The following is a 16,377-nucleotide window of genomic DNA, read 5'->3' as shown; positions in this document are numbered from 1 at the left end:
CGAGAACCTTGCCATGACCTTTGTCCCTCCCCTGCGCACCCTCGTCCTGTGCAGCACACTCGTCCTGCTGGCCGCCTGCAGCAGCAAGGAAGACCGCATTGCCTCGGGCCTGCGCAAGGGTGCCGACTACGTGCGCCAGTCTGACTGGGACAAGGCCGGCATCGAGACGCGCAACGTGCTGCAGATCGACCCGAAAAACGCGCAGGCCTACTACCTCGCCGGTCAGGTCGCCGAGGCCAAGGCCGAGCCTCAGCGGGCCTATGCCAACTACAACAAGGCGGTGGAACTCAAGCCCGATCACCTGGACGCGAAGGTCGGCCTGGCGCGGCTCTTCATGCTGGCTTCGCGGCTGGAAGAGTCGGAGCAGGCGCTCGGTCAGGTGCTCGGGGCCGACCCGAAGCACGTGGGCGCGCTCACCGTGCGGGCCGCGCTCACCGCGCGCAAGGGCGACCCCGAAGGCGCCATCACGCAGGCCCGCGCCGTCATCGACTCGCAGAAGGAGCCCCCGGTCGATGCGAGCGTGCTGCTCGCCGGCCTCTACACCGCCAAGAGCCGCGCACCCGACGCGCTCAAGGTGATCGAGGCCGCGTTGAAGGCGCAGCCGCATCACCTCGGGCTGCTGCAGGTGGGTGCGACGGTGGCCGCGTCCAGCGACAACCCGACCGACCGCGCCCGCGCCGCCACCTACTACCGCACCGCCACCGAGCAGTCGCCGCGCAGCACCGACCTGTGGACGGCCTGGGCCATCCACCACACGCGCCTCAACGAGTTCGATGCCGCCGAAGCCGTGCTGCGCAATGCGATCAAGTCGCAGCCCGACGACAGCGCACGCCAGCTCGCGCTGGTCGACTTCCTGTCGGCACGCCGCAGCAAGGAGGTGGCCGAGAAGGAGTACCTCGCACTCATCGGCGCCCGCCCGAAAGACCCAGCCCTGCTTTTCGGCCTGGCCAACTTCTACCGCACCAGCCAGCGCCCCGACGAGGCGCGCAAGGTGCTGCAGGAGATCGTCACCACGCTGAAGGACACCCCGGCCGCCCTCACCGCGCGCAACCAGCTCGCTGCAGAAGCGCTGACGCAAGGCAAGACCGCCGAGGCCAAGGCCCTCAACGGCGAAGTGCTGGCCGCCAGCCCTCGCGACGGGGCGGCACTCCTGATGCGCGGCCGCCTGCTGCTCGCCGACGGCGACGCGCGCAACGCCATCATCGACCTGCGCGCCGCCGTGAAAGACCAGCCGGGCTCGCCCGAAGTGGTGGGCCTGCTCGCCCAGGCGCACCGCCAGGCTGGCGAAGCGCAGCTCGCCCGCGAGGTGCTGGTCGATGCAGTGAAGTTCAAGCCCGCGAGCCCCGAGCTGCGGCTGCTGCTGGCTGCCGACATGGCCGACGGCAAGGACTTCGCCGGCGCCGCGGCCGAGATCGACGCCGCCCTCAAGGTCGCCCCGCAGCACCCGCGCGCCCACGACATGAAGGCGCAGGTCGCGCTTGCGCAGAAGAACCCGGGTGCGGCCGAGGCCGTCTACGTGGCGCTGAAGCAGAAGTTCCCGCAGGACGCGAGCGGCCCGCTCAAGCTTGGCCAGCTCTATGCCGACCAGAAGAAATACGACGCAGCACTGAAGGAGTTCGACCTCGCCGCCAAGCTCGCCCCCAAGGCCGAAGCACCTCTGCTGTCGGCGCTCGGCGTGCTGAGCGTGCAGCGCCGCTTCGACGAGGCCCACAAGCGCATCGATGCGTATGCCGCGCAGGTGTCGACGCCCGCGCTGACGCATCGGCTGCACGCCGAGATGGCGGTCGCGCAAGGCGACCTCGCGCGCGCCGAGCAGGCGTACCAGCGCATGGCCGAAGCCGCTCCCCACTCGCCCGCGGCCTACCAGGGCCTGGCGCACACCAAGGCGCGGCAGGGCCGCATGCCCGAAGCCCTGGCCGTGCTGGACAAGGCCGAGAAGGCGAACCCGAACGACAACGCCATCGCCGCGATGCGCGCCGAATGGACGGTGCGTGCCGGCCGCCACGCCGAGGCGATCCCGCTCTACGAAGCGATGCTCAAGCGCAACCCCGGCGACGCCGCAGCGGCCAACAACCTGGCCTACCTGCTCACCGAATCGCGCCCGCAAGACAAGGCGAGCCTTGAGCGCGCGCTGACGCTGATGAAGGCACAGGCCGGCTCGTCGAACCCCGAATACCTCGACACCCTCGGCTGGACGCACTACAAGCTCGGCCAGTACGCCGAAGCCGTCGCCGTGCTGGAGCGCGCGGTGCAACGCGCCCCCGACGCCGCCCTCTTCCACCTGCACCTCGGGCTGGCGCTGCACAAGCAGGGCGACGCCGCACGTGCGCAGCCTCACCTGAAGAAGGCACTCGACAGCAAGTCCCCGCTGCCCGGGCTGGACGAAGCCCGCACGCTGCTGGCGATGAAGTGAGGGCGTGGTGTGCGTGGCGGCACGCGGCTCACGCCGCGCCGGCCACGCGCCACAGCCGAAGCGCGGCCTTGCCGTCGATGCGGCCGACGCTGGCGAAGAGGCCGGGGTCGGTGGGTGACCAGGCGGCGCGGCCTTCGTGCGGGATCACCAGCTCCTGGCCGGGCGCTCCGACCGGAGACACGCAGATGCGCCCGCCACCGACGTCCAGCCACAGCCGTGCATCGGCGTTCAGATGGCGCTCGCGCGTCTCTCGGCTGCGCTGGTCCACGAAGCAGAGCATCATGCGGCGCACGGCCGGCGTCGCGTCGTCCAAGCCCAGCGGGATCTCGCGCTCGGACACCGGGTCCCAGACCATGAAGCGCCAATCCGTCGACGGCAGGTCGGACGCTGTGCACCCGAGCAGCAGTTGGCCCGATCCGGGCAGCCAGCCGACGAGGTAGCGCTCCCACGCCGAACTCGCCAGCACGCGGCCCTTCACCTGGTCGAACACCATCACCCGGCGGGTTGTGCGCTCATGCGGGTACTGCTGGCTTGACGCCACTGCAATGAAATGCCCGCTGTGGTGCCAGGCATAGCCCTGGACGTAGTGGCCGAACGGCAGCACGTGATCGAGTTCGTAGCGGTAGATGATGTAGCGGCCGATGTCGCCACCCTCTTTCTTTTGTTTCGCGACATCGAAGAGGCTGAGCGCGCGGGCGCCGCCTTCGTTCCAGGCTCGGCCCTCGGAGTCCACCAGCAGGATGTGGCAGCGGCCCGGGCGCCACGGGTTGTCGTGTGCGTCGGGCAGCCAGATGGCATCGAGCCCACCCACGCTCAGACTGACCGACGTGCCCTTTTCGGACTGCCTGGCCTGCCGGAGGTTGATGAAAAGAGGCTCGGAGCGGGCAATCTGAACCACCAGGTCCTGGGTGACGCCATCCTTCGCGTAGCACAAGGACGACCACGTGCCCGACACCGACCAGCGACACCACGGACGAGACAAGCCCTGGGGTGAAAAAGACCGGCGCCCCCGAGTACTTGTCGTCCACCAGGTGCAGCCCACCGTCCACACGGTAGCGGCGCGCCCCGGCGACATCGCAAGCCACGAGGATCTCCTCGCCGTCGTCGGCCCAGCTCAGGAATGCCGGGCCCATGGCGTACTTCGAACGGAACAGCCCGTCATGCACCAGGCGCAGATTGCCACCGGGGCTCATCATGCTCCGCATCATTCCTGCCACCCAGAAGTGGCGCTCCGCATCCACCTCGGAGACGAGTTGCAGGCTCGGTGTCGACGGCCCGGCAGGGGGAGTGGCCGACACATGCGGCGGCGGCACCTGGAGGTGCTGGAACCATTTGCGCAGGGCCTCCAATTCGTCGCCCGTGCAATGGCGAAGGTCGATGGAGTCCTTCGGGACCACCTTCTCCTTGTCTCGCTCCTCCTCGGCTTCTTTCCTCCGCTCTTCTTCGTGGCGGCGCCTTGTCTCGATCATCTGCTCGCGGGTGAGCGACAGCGCCTTGACGGTGACCACCAGGCTCAGCACCGCGACGACGAGGCTCAGCACCTGCCCCATGGCGTCGCCGTCGAGCCACCCAGCGAGCGCGTTCGCCACCGACTCGCAATGCGTGCGTGCAAACAGCTCCGCGCATTGGGCCACCGCCCACTCTTGGTTGTACGACACGTCCGCCTCCCGGAAGTCGTCTCGCCGCCACCCAAGAGGGCACGCACGAGATCAGCAGGAACCCGGTTGGATGGTACGTGCTAACCGGCTATTTCAGGGGCAGACCCGGCCTCAGCCGGCGCGGCGGCGCAGCGCAATGAACCCCATCACGCTCAGACCCCCGGCGAGCAGCGACCAGGGTTCGAAGAGAGGCTCTTCCGGTGCTGCACGGCGTGGCTCGGCGCTGATGAAGCCGGCATCGCGCCGGCGTGTCGTGCTCTGCGCGCCCCCATCGAAGCCGAACGCGGCAGCCTGCGCCACAGGCCGTGGCTTGGCCGCCTCGCGCACCGATCGAATCGTCGTGCCCGTGCGTTCGGCGCTGCTCGGCGCGGCGGTGAGCAATGCGCCACCGGCCACCGTCAACGCCAGCAGCCAACCCATCGAGCGTTTTGTTCTTGCTGCGCGATCCACGTCACATCCCTCGCCAACATCGGCTGCGCAGAGTCTGCACACGTGACATGACAACGCGTCGAACGCCACCTCCGGGTGGGCTGATCCCTTCAGGTCAGCGATGTGCAAGTTGTCACGGAAACTGGCCACACTGCGGGCATGAGTGCGAGTGAGGATGCCGTGTCACAGCGTGTGCCGATGCGCAGCCTGGCGTTTCGCGCCATCGCCTTCGTGCTGCTCTTCATGGCCCTGCAGGCCGGCTGGGAGGCCGCCCGCGGCAGCTGGCTGGAGCGGCTGTGGGTGCACCACCTCACGGTGCAGAGCGCGACGCAGGTTATCACCGTGCTCACCCCGGAAGTACCCGCGGTCGCCAAGGGCCCGCGCATCAGCGCACCCGGCGGCGGCATCAACGTGCTCTTCGGCTGCGAAGGCACCGACGTGGTGTTCATGCTCACGGCGGCGCTGCTGGTGTTTCCGATGGCGTGGCGACAGCGACTGGGCGGCTGGCTGGCGGGGCTGGCGTGGGTGCTGGTGCTCAACGTGCTGCGCATCGTGGCGCTCTTCTACGCCTACCGCAGCGACCCGGGCCTCTTCGATCTGCTGCACACCGCAGCCGCGCCGCTCGTGATGGTGGTGCTGACCGGGCTCTTCTTCCACGTGTGGCTCGCCCGCAGCACCACCGCGCCCCCCTCCGCGCCGAGCGCTGCATGAGCCGCACACTGGTGCTGCGGGTGCTGCTGGCGGCGGCACTGGTGCTCGCCGCGGCACACGCCGGCTCGCGCGAGGCGGCGCGTCTGCTGCTGCCGCTGCTGCGCGATGCGCTCGCGGTGGTGGCGAGCGATTTCTCGATCCAGCGCTTCGAGCTGATGCAGGAACGCGCCAACACCACCGTCGGCGCGCTCGCTGTGCAGGAGCGCACCCTCTTTCTCGGCGGGCAAGCCATCGTGCCCGATGGTCAGCAGATCGTCGTCGCGAGCACCACCGTCGGCACCGTGCTGCAGCCGTTGCTGGTGCTAGCGGTGCTGGTGCTGGCCTGGCCGGCAGGCCTGTTCGAGTTCGCCGTGCGGCTCGGCCTGGCCACGGCTGCCGGCGTGGTGGTGCTGCTGCTGGACACGCCCTTCTCGCTCGCCGCCTGGCTGTGGGATGCGCAGATCAAGATGTACGAGCCGGGCCGCTCGTCGCCGCTTCTGTGGTGGAACGTCTTCCTGAACGGCGGTGGGCGCCTGGCCCTCGGCCTGGTGGCCGCTGCGGTGGCGATCACGCTGGCGCAGCGCTGGACGGCACGGCCGAATCGACCCGCCCCTGCCGGGAGATGACACGCGACACCGCGGGCTGCGGCCTCGCGCGTGACGTCAGTGGTGGACCTTCGTCCGCCTGAACACGGCCATCAGCATCGCCACCCAGAGGGTGGTATTCACGATGGCCATCGCCGCAAACGCGGCGGCACCGACCAGCTGCATGACATGTCTCCTTCACCACGGCTGTCTGCGTCGCATGGTAGACAGGCTCACCTGGAATTTCAGTGACAGAAGACACGCAATTCCAGCGCTGTTCGACCCAGCACCTGGCAGATTCGCCGTTCTGACGAAATGATATAAACCGTATATACCATTTACAAGGAGAGTCCATGTCCACGGCATCGTCAAAGACCCGCAGCCCGGCGCGCAAGACCACAGCCACCCCCGCCCGCAAGGCGCCGGCCCGCAAGACCCCTGCGGCCAAAGCACCTGCACGCCAGTTAGCCAGCAAGGCCAGTGCCGTCAAGCCCGCGGCGGCGAAGGTCGCTGCTGCGGAGGCCAAGCCCGCCGGCAAGAAACAGAAGCTGGTCCGCGACAGCTTCACCATGCCGCAGCCGGACTTCGATCTAATTGCCGCGCTGAAGAAACGCGCCCTCGGGGTCGGGCATGCCGCCAAGAAGAGCGAGCTGCTGCGCGCCGGCCTGCACGCCCTCACCCGCCTCGACGACAAGGCCTTGAGCGCCGCCCTCGACGGGCTCACCAAGCTGAAGACCGGGCGCCCGCGCAAGGAGCGTTGAGCCGCCCGCTGGCGTGCTCAGTGCTCGCCGAGCACTCCCCACCCGGTGGGCACGCGCCGGTAGACGCCACGGTCGTCCAGCGCCGACACCTCCACCTCTTCCGCCGTGCCCTCGATGACCTGACCGAGGAAGGTGTAGGCGATCGCCCGGCGTGTGGCCTTGAAGGTCGACAGCTCCGGGCCGTCGTCACCCGGCGCGTAGAACTTGAAGCTGTAGACCGTGGTCGTGGGCTGCGCGGAATTCATGACGGGCACCTCATGCACTGGTTCAGGACATCGCGACGACACGCTGCGCCATCGCGGGGCACGCCCACCGGCCCGGGCCGGCTGGCCCGGGTTGAGCTGCATGGAGTATGCCTGCGGCCCGGCGCCATGCGCCCCATCCGCTAGCGACGGCCGCCCTGGCGCTTGGCGGCCACGCCGAAGAGCAGCGTGGCCATCAGGATGGCCGCCCACTCGGGCAACGTGGGCACCTCGCCATCGCCGCCTCCGCCCGCTGCGGTCACCGTGAAAGACTGGCTCACCTGCGCCGCCGCGGCAAAGGTGAAGTTGCCGCCCTGGTCGGCCGCCACCGTGCAGGTGCCGGTCGCCACCAGCGTGAGCGTGCTGCCGCTCACCGTGCACACGAGCGGCGTGAGGCTGCTGTAGCTCACCGCGAGACCCGAGCTGGCCGTGCCCGTGAGCGTGAGCGGCCCGCCGCTCACCGGCACGTCGGGCAGCGGCGGGAAGCTGATGCTCTGCGCCGCGCCGGTGGCCGTGATGGCGAACGAGCGGTCGACGCTCGGCGCGGCGGCGTAGGTGCCGTTGCCGGGCTGCTCGGCGCGCACGGTGCAGGTGCCCACCGCGAGCAGGCTCACCGTGCCGCCGGCCGTCACCCCGCAGGTGGCGGGCGTCACCGCGCTGAAGCTCACCGTGAGGCCGGAGCTGGCCGCGGCGCTCACGCTGAAGCTGCCCGAGCCGATCGTGCGATCGGGCAGCGTGCCGAAGCTGATGGACTGCGCCGCGCCGCTCGTGAGCGACAGGCCGACGATCACCGGGTCGTGGTCCGACGCGCGGTAGGGTGTGGCGCTGTAGTAGTCGGGCCCGCAGGTCGCGCACGCAGGCTGCTTGAACTCGAGGTTGTAGTCGATGATCGACGGTTCGTCGGCGTTGATGTGCCAGTGCACCGCGCCCGTGACCTGCGCCGACAGGCTGGGCGTGGCGAGCGCGTGGTCGAGCGAGCCGGCCTCGCCGTCGAACACGTATGAGTAGCCGCCGGGCACCTGGTTGACGAGGCCGGCGGTCAGGAGGTCGTTCACCGGGTCTTCTGCGGCATAGGCGTTGAGGTCGCCGATCACCATCACGTCGTTGTCGGCGGCGGCTGCCTGCACGCTGCCGATGAAGCTCAGCAGCGCCGCGGCCTGCTGGCGGCGCGTGCTGTTCCAGCAGCCCTGGCCGTCGCCCTGGTCGGCATCGACGCCGCTCGCAGGGCAGCTGCCCTTGGACTTGAAGTGGTTCACCACCACGCTGAACTTCTGCCCCCCGGCCGAGAAGCTGTGCGCAAACGGAGGCCGGTTGTGGATCGCGGCAGCGTCGCTCATCGGCGAGCCTGAGAGCGCGAGGGTGGCCGGCTTGTAGATCATCGCCACGCGGATCGCGTCCGTCCCGGTGGTGGGCGGCACGGGCACCACGGCATAGGTGCCGGCGCCCATCTGGGCGTTGAGCGCATCCACGAGGTTCTGGGCTGCGGTGTTGCCGTTGTTCTGGATCTCCATCAGGCCGACCACGTCGGCGTCGATGGCCGCCATCGCCTGCACGATCTTGGCCCGCTGGCGCAGGAACTCCGCGTTGCTGCTCGCACCCCGGCACAGCGAGGCCGACGGCGTGTCGCTGCCCTGCGTGCACCCCTGGCCGGTCTGGCCAGCGGCGTTGGTGCCGTCGGTGAAGGTGGTGAAGTAGTTGAGCACGTTGAAGCTCGCCACCTTCAGCGTGCCGCCCGTCGGCGGCGGTGTGGCCGTGCGGGCATTGGCGCGGGTGAAGGCCGGCACCACCGTCGGGTGGATGCGGTACATCGCCAGACCATCGGTGAGGTTGGTCGCGAGGCCGTAGTCGATCACGCCGGTGATGCCGGAGAGGGTGTCGCCGGCCCGCAAGGTGTTGTCGGCGCCGATGTAGGGCGTGGGGTTGGGGTTCTGCTGGCTCGTGCCGTCGTCGAGCATGAGGCTGCTGCGGGCGTTCAGGTCCGCCAGGCTCAACGCGAGCGGCGTGCCCGGCCGGTGCACGTTGGTCGGCTTTACCAGCCGGCCGTTGGCCGACAGCGTGACCTGGCCATAGCGGCCCTGGAAGTAGTTCTGCGAGGCGGTGAGCGGCGTGTCGATCTGCACCAGCATGCCCTCGACGCGCTCCAGGTCGCCCTGCGCCGCGATGGGGAAGGCGATGACGGTGGGTGTGATGCTGCCCGTGCCGACGTAGGTGGTGTTGGTGAGGTTGGTGAACTCGGTCACCGGGTTGGCCGCGGTGAGCGCGTTGCCGGCCGCGCCGGTGTTGAACTCCGTCACCGTGCCGGTGATCTGCAGCAGGTGGCCCGGCTGCACGTAGGGCGCCGTGCTGGTGAAGACAAAGATGCCGTCGGAGGTGGCGGGGTTGCCGTCGCCGGTGGCGTCCTGCAGGTAGTAGCCGTTGTTGTTGACCTTGGTGACCACGCCGCGCGTGGTGCGGCCGGCGCCGGTCATCGTGCTGGTAACGCCGCTGCCCTGGATCGTGTAGATCGGCGTGAACGTGGGCGAGACGGCGGCGATGTTGAGCGTGACGGTGCAGCTTGCGCTCTGGCTTTCGTTGTTGGCGAAGTCCACCACCACCGGGTAGCTGCCGGCGGCCACCGAGCCATCGAGCGCGAGGCGCACGCTGGCAGTGCCGGCATCGGCGGCGGCGGGCGTGAACGAGGTGAGGCTCATGCCGGCCACATGGCCGCTCACGAACGAAGCGGCGTTGACGATGCTGTCGGCATCGGTGGCCGAGAGCAGGAAGTCGAGCACCGCGCCGGTCGCCACGTTGAGCGCCGCCGGGCACGACGGCACGACCGGCTGCGCGACCACCCCGCAGCTGCCCGTGGGCGAGGCCATGTTGCGCGGCGTGGGGGCGGCGACGGCGAAGTCGGTGCTGTTGTTGTCGGTGTCGGTGCAACCACTGGCGTTGCGAATCAGCGCGGTGGTGGCCGACGGTGCGGGCGCAGCGCTCGTCTCGGAGCAGTTGGCGGTCCCGCCGTAGCCGACCACATCGACGAGCGTCGCATCGGTCGGGCAGGTGGCCGCGGTGAGCGAGGTGGTGCTGCTCACCAGCGCCACCTTGCCGGCGCTGGCGCTCATGTTGAAGCCACCGCTGAAGTTGGCCGCCGGCAGGGCCACGCCATTGGCGCCGCCGCTGCCGAGCTGGATCAGCACGTACTGGCCGGCGCCGATGGAGCCGGTGAGGTTGACCTTCTGGCTGCCCCAGCTGGTGCCGGTGGCCGAGGTGTACTGGATCGACCAGTTGTTGATCGATACCGGCGCAGCGCTCGCGTTGTACAACTCGACGAAGTCGTTCGTGTACGGCGCGCCGGCATTGCCGCCACCGCCATACACCTGGCTGATCACCACGCCCGAGGTCGAGGCCAGCGCGGGTGCGCTTGCCGCCATGCCCACCACCGCGAGGGCGGCCCACCAGCACTTCTTCATGTCGAATCCCTTATTGCGTCTTGCGTCGGGCGACCACGCCCAGGCCGCCCAGGCCGGCGAGCAGCAGCGGCAGCGCACCCGGAAGCGGCACGGCCGACACCGCGCCGGTGGCCACGAAGTCGAGGGTGTTGCCCGATGGCGTGAGCTGGAAGCTCGTGCCACTGAAGCTCAGCAGGTACTCGCCGGTGGCCGCACCGGCGCCGATGTTGAAGAGCGTCTCGAAGAGCAGGCCCGAGAAGCTCAGGCCCGAGGGCGTGGCCTGCGTCTGCAGCACCGGGCCGCCCCAGTTGTCGCTGGCCGCGGTGAAGGTGTAGGTGCCGAAGTTCAGCGTGAAGCTGTCGGTCGGTGAGCCGGGCACGAGGGTGACTTCGTTGCCGATGAGGTTGGCGTCGTCGAAGATGGCGCTGAGCGTCACGCTCGAACCGGCGGGCAGGCCGGTGGCGTCGGCCACGGCCGTGGTCGAGAAGTCGACGAGGTACTGCGTGCTGACGGTCACGATGGCCGCCTGCGCGCCACCCGCCAGACCGAGCAGCAGCCCGAGCGCTGCGAGTTGCTTGTGCATGGATGTTCTCCTGAAGGGTGTGTCGAGGGTCAGATGAAGCTGCCGCCGTTCCTGCGGCGGATGCCGATCACCGCCGACTTCGGAATGCCCGAGGTGTTGCCGGCGGCGGTGTTGCTCGGCCACTGGCAGCCCAGGGGCACCGTGCGCGTCTGGTTGAAGACGCCCGTGCCGTCGAGCGTGAGCATCTCGATCGTGCGGGTGCGCGGGCCGGTGTTCTGCGCGTCGATCGGCGCGTTCTCACCCGGGTGCTGCACGGCGAGGATGAGGTGGTCGCCGATGAAGGTGGGGCCGGTCAGCTCGGCGCGCATGGGGCCGATGGCAAACGGCAGCTGCTTGCCGGCATCGGGCCCTTCGGTGGGGATGCAGAACATCCAGTTGTTGCCGTACACGCCCACCAGGTTGGCCGCGTTGCCCGAGCCGCTCAGCGCGTGGTTGATGGTGGTCGGCGTGGCGCTGGTGCCCAGGCCAATGCCGTTGTGCAGGTTGGTCGACATGTCCATCACGCCCCACACGTTGGCCTTCGCGTCGAAGGCCAGGTTGTCGAGGTTGGCAAAGCCCGCGCCGTGGGCCGCACCGGCCTCGCCGCCCTGCAGGAAGCGCGACCAGGTGAAGCTCGTCGCGGCCGGGTCGTTGCCGGCTTCGACGATCTTGTAGAGGCCGCCGCTCTGCTGCTCGGTGTTGATGGCGGTGCTGTACTTGCTGACGGTGAAGATGCGCGAATCGGCATAACCGTCGCTGCCGGCGGCGCCGTCGGTGAAGGCGATGAAGATCTCGCCGGTCTTCGGGTGCACCTCCACGTCTTCCGGTCGCGCGGCCGGCGTGCCGCCCACCAGGTTGGCGGCGGCGAAGGCGTCGCACAGGACGGCGCCCTGGCTGGTGTAGAAGTCGGCGAGGGTGCGGCCGATGTAGTCGGGCAGCGCGGTGGCTTCGTTGAGCGTGGTGCAGGCGAAGAAGCCGCCTTCGACCGTCTGGCCGGCGACGCCCACGCGGCGCGGCAGGTTCACCAGGCCGTTGCGGTCGCGCACGCCTTCGCTGGCGAACTGCACCGATGAGATGGCGCTCGGCACATTGGGGTTGGTCGGCGTGGAAAGCAGGAGCGGAATCCACGTGCCGGTGCCGTCGGCATTGAAACGCGCGACGTAGAGCGTGCCGCTCTCGAAGAGCGCACTGTTGGCCGGCGAGGTGACGTTGCCCACCACGCCGCTGCTCACGAACTTCCACACATGGCCCCCGCGGCGGTCGTCGCCCATGTAGGCGGCGAGGCGCTGGCCGGCCTGCACCTTGAGGGCTACGTTTTCATGGCGGAAGCGGCCGAGCCAGCTGTGCTTTTTGGCGCGCACGGCCGGGTTCTTCACGTCGATCTCGACCACCCAGCCGTACTTCTCGCCGACCAGGCCGAACTCGGCACCCGCGGTGCGGTTGCCGGTGTCAGTCTGGGTGCCGCTGGCGATGTAGCCGGTCTGCGTGCCGTTGGCGCGCACGCCTTCGGTGACACCGAGGTAGAACGCGCTGGCGTCGGCCTGGAAGTTCTCTTCGCAGGAGAGGATGGTGCCCCAGGGCGTGGTGCCGCCGGAGCAGTTGCCCAGCGTGCCGATGATGCGGTTGCCGAGCGTGTCGCTGCTGAGCGGGAACACCTCGGTCGCGGCCGGGCCGGTGCCTTCGAGGTAGTGGCTGTCGCCGGCCTGGTGGGCGCGCGGGCCCCAGGCGGTCACTTCGGAGTAGGCCACGGTGCCGCGGGCGCCGGTGTAGTAGGCATCGGTGCGCATCGCGTTGATGGCCAGGCCCGACAGACCGTGCAGGCGGCGGTTGTCGGCATGCCCGTTGACCACGCCGAAGCGGCCGCCACGCGCGACGCGGCGGATGCGCAGCAGCGAGCCGCCCACGTTGTAGAGGCACTCGCCCATGTACTCGCGTGTCTTGGTGGTCGGGATCGGGAAGCCGATCACACGCTCGAAGACGTTGTTGCCGGCCGGCGTGGTGATGGCCGATTCGGGGCAGATCTCGCTGAAGGGGTACGAGACGTACTCGTGGTTCGTCCACAAGAGGCCTTCGTTGGTGCCCGACAGCGGCACGTAGCCGGTGTAGTCGGCATTGAAGCCGACGTACTGGTTCGCATCGGCGAAGGGGCGGTCGCCCCAGGCGCTGATGACGTAGCGCTCGTACTCGGGCGGCACCACCACGTCGTCGATCACGGTGTAGCTCGGTAGTTCGGCGGCCGGGCCGCCGGTCTCGGTGGGGGCGAGGAGCGTGCCGGCGCCGTTCACGCCCGTGGGCAGGAAGTTGGTGTTGGTGGTGAAGATCGGCAGCGGGAACGGCACACGCACCGGGGTGAAGCTCACCGGCACGGGCGCGGCGTGCACGGCCTCGGCCGACATCAGGCCGCCGAGGCTGACGGTGCTCACGGCCACGCCGGTGCCACCGACGAAGCTCAGGAAGTTGCGGCGATTCAGGTCTTGCATAGGTTCGTCTCTGGGGTGGTTCCTGGGGATGACAAGGCGCAGCGATCCATCACCACGGGCGCAGGGCCCGCGATGGATCGACGCGGTATGGAGGGCGGGCCGGCGGCGCCCTAGTCGCCGGCCTCCAGCGGTACGGGTTCGGTGTTGCCGATCTGTGCGAGTTCGACCACCACCGCGCGTGCACACGCGAGCGCGCCCAGCGCCTCGGCCATGCGGGCTTCGGGCAGCACCGCCTGGGCCCGCAGGTGGCCCTCCAGCCACTCGAGCTGGCGGGCGATGTGGGCGAACTCCTGCACGCTCGTCATGTCAGTCGCGCTTGCGGCGGCGATGGGCGGTCAGGCCAAGCAGGCTCAGGCCAACCGCCAGCAGCGGCAGCGTAGCCGGCACCGGCACGGCGGCCGGCGCACCAGCTGCGATCAGGCTGCCGGCGTAGGCCGCCGGCGTGCCTTCGAGGTGGCCGCGCACCTGCAGCGTGTAGTCGCCGGCCACCAGGCCGACGGTCGGCGTGATCACGATGCTCTGGGTGAAGGGCGTGCTGGTGTTGACCGTGCGCCAGCCCGTCACCACCACGCCGGCAGCGTTGAGCAGGTTGACCTGCAGGCTGCTGATGCCGAAGGTGGGCAAGCCACCGGCCCCGTCGTCGAACATGAACGCCGCCACCAGGCTCGTCACGCTGGCGCTGCCCGACAACGCGAAGGTCCAGCGGTCGATGAAGTTGTAGGGGCTGGGCAGCGACAGGCTGCTGAGCGACAGGTGGGTGCCGGTGTCGTTGGCGAAGGCCACCGCTGCCGGGGCGGTGATGGAACCGAGGCTGCCGGTGTAGTCGGCGTGCGCGGAGCCGGCCGCGCACAGGAACGCGGCAAGCGCCACGGCCTTGAGTGCTGATTGCGTCATGAGATCCCTCCGAGGTGATGCGCTCTATCGTGCGGACCCGCGGTGACAACGTGCCTTTCCAGCTTCCGGCGGTGGATGGTCCGATCGAGCCGGCCCGTGCCGACGAGCCCCTGGCACAGCCGGATCAGCGCAGCGGCAGCAGGCGGTAGTACGGCGTGCCGTCGGCCGGCAGCCTCAGGGCGTAGCCGCCATAGCCCGGCACCGTGATCCGCGCGAGCGAGCGGAACGGCCCGATGCTCGTCGTGGCCGACTGCAACAGGTAGCGGCCCGGCCGCAGCGTGTGCGTGGTCGCCAGCAGCTGGCCGCCGCGCCGCACCACCCGCACGCCGCCGAAGGGCCGCGCGAGCGGGTCGCCGATGAAGACGCCCTGCCCCGGCATCAGCACGCTTTTCCAGTAGGCCTCGACCAGCGTCTCGCCGCCCAGGTAGCGGCCCATCAGCACCGGGATGTCGGGAAACTTCTCGCGGAAGTTGCACGGCTCCACCACTGTGCCGTAGCTGCCGGTGGCTCCGGCCGACAACCAGTCGAGCGCCGAGGTCTGCGGGCTGTCGGTCAGCATGCCGCCGAGCGAGGTGAGGTGGTCGGCCACCGCGCCGTCGAGAAAGCGGTTGGCGCGCATCCGGCGCACGAACTGCGAGCCGGTGAAGGCGAACATCACGTCGGGCCGGTCTTCGAGACTCGTCGGCGCGCACGAGCTTCACCGGGTAGCCGGCGCCCAGCGCGCGCTGGGCGGTGCCGTAGGTCTGCGCACGCACGTTGCGATTGGCATCGCGGGTGCTCACGAGGTAGGCGCTGCCGCGCGGCCAGGCCGCTTCGGCGCGCAGCCCCCGCTCGATGAGGGCCCGCGCCTCGTCTTCGTCGCGCCCGGCGAGCAGCATCGCAGGGCGCAGCGCGTGGTCGGTGAAGGGCTGGCTGCTCGGGCTGTTGTAGTACGGCGAGCGTTTGGTCAGGCGGCACCCCGAGGCGCAATGCGCGGGGTCGAAGCCGAAGGCGAAGGCGCTTGTGACCGACATGCAGTCGACGCGGTAGGGCTGTGTCCACGCGAGTGCATACGCCTGCACCGGGTGCGCCGGTGCCGCCTCGGCCAGCTGCTGCTGCACGCGATGGAAGTCGCCCAGGCTCATCACCGGTTGCCCTGGCGTGAAGCTCACGCGGATCACCTGCTCCGGCGCGAGGCCGCGACGCTCGCGATAGAACTCGCCCAGACGCACGCTTGCGGGGTCGGCCTCGTTGACGACCACGCCGATCTCGGCAGGCCGCAGGCCCACTTCGGGCAGCAGCAGCTTCGGCAGCTCGGTGGCTGCCGCCGCGGTGGCCACCGCCCACAGCGCGCCGGCCACGCCGGCCCGGCGCAGCGCCCTCATGCGCGGCTGCGGCCCCAGCGGCGGTACCACGGCTGCCGCGTGCCGGGCTCGGGCTCGCGCGCCTGGCTCATCACCGTGCCGATCAGCGGGAACGGCGCCAGCAGCTCGCCGGCGGCCTCCACGTCCTGCACCGCGGTGCTGTGCTCTTCGACCACCAGCAGGGTCGTGTCGGCCTGCGGCAGGAAGGCGAGTGCATCGGCGGTGTCGAGCAGCGGCGGCAGGTCGACGATGACATAGCGGTCGCGGTAGCGCTGCTTCATCTCCTGGATGGACTGCTGCGCCGCCCGCGTGGCCAGCAGCTCCGACGAATTGAGCACCGGCTCGCGGCCCGCGGGCAGCAGCACCAGGCGCGGCACGCCGGGGTTGACCAGCAGCTCGTGCAGCGGCCGGCCATCGGCCAGGTGGTCGCTCAGCCCCGGCGCGCCCGCCAGGCCGAAGAGCGATTGCAGGCCACGGCCCGACAGGTCGGCATCGACCAGCAGCACCGCCGAGTCGTAGTCGGCCGCCATCGTGAGCGCGAGATTCACCGCCGTCATCGACTTGCCTTCGATCGGGCGCGGGCTCGTCACCGCCAGCAGCGTGTGGCCGTCGGCGCGCATGCGCTGCAGCACCTGGTTGCGCAGCATGCGGAACGACTCGCTCAGCGGCGAGCGGTCATGCGACACGATGCCGTGCGTGCGCCGCAGCCGCGCCAGCGCCTCCGCCACGACCCGCGTGCTCGAGTACTCGATCTGCAGCGGCTGCACCCTGGCGTGATCTTCGTTTTCGGCCTGCGACGGGCGCACCACGTGCACCCGCGCGGCCCCCGCGGGCGGCGTGGGCTCGCCTCCCCCTCCCATGCGAGCGTCGTCGTCGTTGAAGAGCTTCATCGC

At 69.8% G+C, this 16,377-nt stretch carries 14 protein-coding genes and 1 pseudogene; 4 read left to right on the top strand and 11 right to left on the bottom strand.

Translation table 11 applies throughout. From position 1 onward, the window contains the following. The first annotated feature begins 13 nt into the window (after positions 1–13). Positions 14–2,413: a tetratricopeptide repeat protein gene (locus LRS03_RS03185; protein ID WP_257823834.1), complete on the top strand. Its 2,400-nt coding sequence runs from the start codon at positions 14–16 to the stop codon at positions 2,411–2,413. 28 nt (positions 2,414–2,441) lie between these two features. On the opposite strand, the gene LRS03_RS03180 is transcribed toward LRS03_RS03185, so the two are convergent. Both LRS03_RS03180 and LRS03_RS03175 read right to left on the bottom strand, forming a co-directional pair. Next, positions 2,442–3,347, bottom strand: a complete 906-nt coding sequence (locus LRS03_RS03180) for a hypothetical protein (protein WP_257823833.1) — start codon at positions 3,345–3,347, stop codon at positions 2,442–2,444. Between the two features lie 835 nt (positions 3,348–4,182). Continuing rightward, positions 4,183–4,491: a hypothetical protein gene (locus tag LRS03_RS03175; RefSeq protein WP_257823832.1), complete on the bottom strand. Its 309-nt coding sequence runs from the start codon at positions 4,489–4,491 to the stop codon at positions 4,183–4,185. Between the two features lie 168 nt (positions 4,492–4,659). Here LRS03_RS03175 and LRS03_RS03170 point away from each other — a divergent pair, with 168 nt between their 5' ends. The 3 genes from LRS03_RS03170 (at position 4,660) to LRS03_RS03160 (ending at position 6,535) form a co-directional block, all read left to right on the top strand. Beyond that, the gene (locus LRS03_RS03170; RefSeq protein WP_257823831.1) at positions 4,660–5,211 is read left to right on the top strand and encodes an archaeosortase/exosortase family protein; all 552 of its coding nucleotides are present in this window, start codon (positions 4,660–4,662) and stop codon (positions 5,209–5,211) included. After that, positions 5,208–5,816 (top strand): hypothetical protein, encoded by a 609-nt coding sequence (locus tag LRS03_RS03165; RefSeq protein ID WP_257823830.1) that lies wholly within the window; start codon positions 5,208–5,210, stop codon positions 5,814–5,816. The genes LRS03_RS03170 and LRS03_RS03165 overlap by 4 nt, the downstream gene beginning before the upstream one ends. Before the next feature lie 311 nt (positions 5,817–6,127). After that, positions 6,128–6,535: a hypothetical protein gene (locus LRS03_RS03160; protein WP_257823829.1), complete on the top strand. Its 408-nt coding sequence runs from the start codon at positions 6,128–6,130 to the stop codon at positions 6,533–6,535. A 17-nt stretch (positions 6,536–6,552) separates the two neighbouring features. Here the strand turns inward: LRS03_RS03160 and LRS03_RS03155 are convergent, their stop codons facing one another. The 9 genes and pseudogenes from LRS03_RS03155 to LRS03_RS03120 all read right to left on the bottom strand — a co-directional run bounded on the left by LRS03_RS03155 (position 6,553) and on the right by LRS03_RS03120 (position 16,374). Next, positions 6,553–6,780: a hypothetical protein gene (locus LRS03_RS03155; protein ID WP_257823828.1), complete on the bottom strand. Its 228-nt coding sequence runs from the start codon at positions 6,778–6,780 to the stop codon at positions 6,553–6,555. Positions 6,781–6,920: 140 nt separating this feature from the next. Continuing rightward, positions 6,921–10,226, bottom strand: a complete 3,306-nt coding sequence (locus LRS03_RS03150; RefSeq protein ID WP_257823827.1) for an ExeM/NucH family extracellular endonuclease — start codon at positions 10,224–10,226, stop codon at positions 6,921–6,923. Between the two features lie 10 nt (positions 10,227–10,236). Continuing rightward, a complete protein-coding gene (locus tag LRS03_RS03145; RefSeq protein ID WP_257823826.1) occupies positions 10,237–10,788 on the bottom strand; it encodes a VPLPA-CTERM sorting domain-containing protein in 552 nt (183 codons plus the stop codon). Between the two features lie 29 nt (positions 10,789–10,817). After that, positions 10,818–13,247: a PhoX family protein gene (locus LRS03_RS03140; RefSeq protein WP_257823825.1), complete on the bottom strand. Its 2,430-nt coding sequence runs from the start codon at positions 13,245–13,247 to the stop codon at positions 10,818–10,820. 110 nt (positions 13,248–13,357) lie between these two features. Further along, the gene (locus LRS03_RS03135; RefSeq protein ID WP_257823824.1) at positions 13,358–13,552 is read right to left on the bottom strand and encodes a hypothetical protein; all 195 of its coding nucleotides are present in this window, start codon (positions 13,550–13,552) and stop codon (positions 13,358–13,360) included. A 1-nt stretch (position 13,553) separates the two neighbouring features. Next, positions 13,554–14,141 carry an FxDxF family PEP-CTERM protein gene (locus LRS03_RS03130; protein WP_257823823.1) on the bottom strand — a complete coding sequence of 196 codons (588 nt, stop codon included), beginning with the start codon at positions 14,139–14,141 and terminating at the stop codon, positions 13,554–13,556. A 124-nt stretch (positions 14,142–14,265) separates the two neighbouring features. Beyond that, positions 14,266–14,796, bottom strand: a complete 531-nt coding sequence (locus tag LRS03_RS03125; protein WP_257823822.1) for a TIGR03790 family protein — start codon at positions 14,794–14,796, stop codon at positions 14,266–14,268. Positions 14,797–14,848: 52 nt separating this feature from the next. Continuing rightward, positions 14,849–15,505 (bottom strand): annotated as a pseudogene (locus LRS03_RS26720) (TIGR03790 family protein); the annotation flags it as partial. Next, a complete protein-coding gene (locus LRS03_RS03120; RefSeq protein WP_257823821.1) occupies positions 15,502–16,374 on the bottom strand; it encodes a P-loop NTPase in 873 nt (290 codons plus the stop codon). The gene LRS03_RS03120 and the pseudogene LRS03_RS26720, both read right to left, overlap by 4 nt. Positions 16,375–16,377 lie beyond the last annotated feature (3 nt).

It is taken from the genome of Rhizobacter sp. J219 (genome assembly GCF_024700055.1).
Classification (GTDB): domain Bacteria; phylum Pseudomonadota; class Gammaproteobacteria; order Burkholderiales; family Burkholderiaceae_C; genus Rhizobacter.
The sequence above is the reverse complement of the archived record's forward strand: the minus strand, read 5'-3'. Positions and strand labels throughout refer to the sequence as shown.